The organism is Streptomyces sp. E2N166 (assembly GCF_003671715.1).
Lineage (GTDB): Bacteria > Actinomycetota > Actinomycetes > Streptomycetales > Streptomycetaceae > Streptomyces > Streptomyces thinghirensis.
Genome location: NZ_RAIF01000006.1, coordinates 1,301,138 through 1,303,248 on the forward strand (window position 1 = coordinate 1,301,138; position 2,111 = coordinate 1,303,248).

At 75.0% G+C, this 2,111-nt stretch carries 1 protein-coding gene and 1 pseudogene; both read right to left on the minus strand.

Features of this window, described 5'->3' with window-relative positions; translation table 11 throughout:
* Positions 1–1,253, minus strand: a pseudogene (locus tag EBH09_RS06305) (5,6-dimethylbenzimidazole synthase); the annotation flags it as partial.
* 348 nt (positions 1,254–1,601) lie between these two features.
* Positions 1,602–2,111 (minus strand): methyltransferase domain-containing protein (locus EBH09_RS38615; protein WP_238697196.1); only part of this gene is annotated, 510 nt, incomplete at its 5' end.

Here is a 2,111-nt window from a genome sequence, read left to right on the forward strand (position 1 = left end):
ACGGGCTCGGGCGCGGGTGCTTCGGCGGCCTCGGCGAACCGCGGGTCCTCCGACACCGGCTGCGCGAAGACCTCTTGGACGGGATGAACGGGCTCGACGGACTGGACAGGCTCGGGCGCGGGCTGAGGAGTGACCGCATCGGGAGCCGGTACGGCTTCCTCCACGGAGCCGGGGCCGGGTCCCGGGTCGGGCTCGGCGGCCTGTTCCGCCTCGGCCTGCGGGGCGGACGCCTCCTCCGCCGCGGCCTCGGGCACTACTGCGGCCGCCGCCAGGCTCTCACCGTCGGCGTGCGGCGTCTCGGGGTCGGAGGTGGCCTCGTTACCCGGCACCGCGTCGGCACCCGCGGGACCGACGGAACCGTCGGCGTCGTCGGCCGCTGTCTCGGTCCGGGCCTCGGCCTCGGCGACGGGGTCAGCAGCGGCGTCGACAGCCGGAATCCCGGCCTCACCGACTGCGCCGGACATGCCGACCTCGCCGACTTCACCGGTCTCGTCGGACCCACCGGAACCGCCGACCTCGCCGACCTCGCCGACCTCGCCGACCTCGCCGACCTCAGCCTCTCCGGTCGCCCCGCCTGTCGCCGCCACTGCCTCCGTAGCCACGCGGGCCACGGCCTCCGTCGCCACGGCCTCCGTAGCCACGCGGGTCACGAGTGCCTGGGCCGCGCCCACCGGCTCGGGCACCTGTTCCGGTACCGGAGCAACCGTTTCCGCATGCGCCGCCCCGTCGCTCACCGGTGACTGCGCTCCCCAGGGCGCCGCCCCCTGCGGTGGCATCGCGGCCGCCTGCGGGACGTCGAGGTACTCGGGACCGGCGGTCGGCGGGCCCGCGTGCCGTACCGGCGGGTCGGCCGGGCCGCGGTCGGCGAGGGAACGGACCGGGCTCGCGGAGGTGTCGGGGATCGGCGGGCCGAGGTGCAGCGGCCTGCGCGGTGGCACCGGCGCGGACGCGGGCTCGGGTGCCGCTTCCGGCTCCGGCAGGCGGACGCCTCCGAGGTCGACCGAGCCGCTGTCGCGGCCGGACATCTCGTGCGGGCCCGGCTGGTGCACGGTCTCGACGACCGGCTCCGGCGCGGGCGGCGCGACCTCGTTGCCCCAGGCGCTCTGGGCTCCCGGCAGCAACAACAGGTCCTCGTCCTCGGCGGTGGTCTCGGAGAGGTAGGTGTACGCGCCGGGTGCGGGGACGCCCGGCTGCTCCACCATGCCTGCGTTCTCCGGCAGCCCCTCGCCCGGGATCTGGCCGGTGTCGGTCATGCGTAACCCCTCGCCCATCGGTTAGTGCTTCTACGACCAGCTACACCCGGGACGGCGCACCGACCGCCCCGCAGTGAAGAACGAGCGTGCGTGCCCAGCGGCACGAACGACCCGCCGGAAAAGACGACAAAGCCATTGAGTGGCATTGTCGCGGTCGTTCCCCCGCCACGACAGCTTGATCCGCGACGGCCCGCTGTGGACTGCGCCACGTTGCGCGTCCTCCGGTTCTGCCGTACCACACCCAGCCCGGATCGGGCGGGTTTTTACGGACAATGACCGCCGAAGCGCCGGGTGTCCGAGTGCGGTACAACAATCCGCCAGCCTACCCCGCGCGGTATGACAAGCCGATCACGGGGCGCGCTCCGGGAGGACCCCGCTGAGCAGGAAAACGACGCTCCGCTCGGTCTCCGTCCAGGCCCGGGTGTCGAGTCCGACGGACTGCAACAGGGCGCACTCGACCCGGTAGCCGTGCTCCGTCAGGTCCCTGCCGACGAGTTCGGCCGCGTCGCGGGTCGCGGCGTGCGCGACGATGCGCTGCGGCCGCCGGTCGGCGACCGCGGAGACCACGGCCGCTCCGCCGCCGCCGACGCGGACCACGTCGGGCTCGGGGAGGTTCTCCAGGACGTGCGGAGCGGTGCCGTGCACGATCTGGAGCTGGGCGCCGAAGTGCCGGGCGCCGGCCTCGGTGCGGGCGCAGGCGTCCGGGTCGCGGTCGACCGCGATGACCGCGGCGCCCGCGCGGGCGGCCTCGGTGGCGAAGGCGCCGCTGCCGCAGCCGATGTCCCACACCAGGTCGCCGAGGCGCGGGCCGAGCCGGGCGAGTTGGGAGACCCGGAGCAGGTCGGTCTCGCCCTCGCC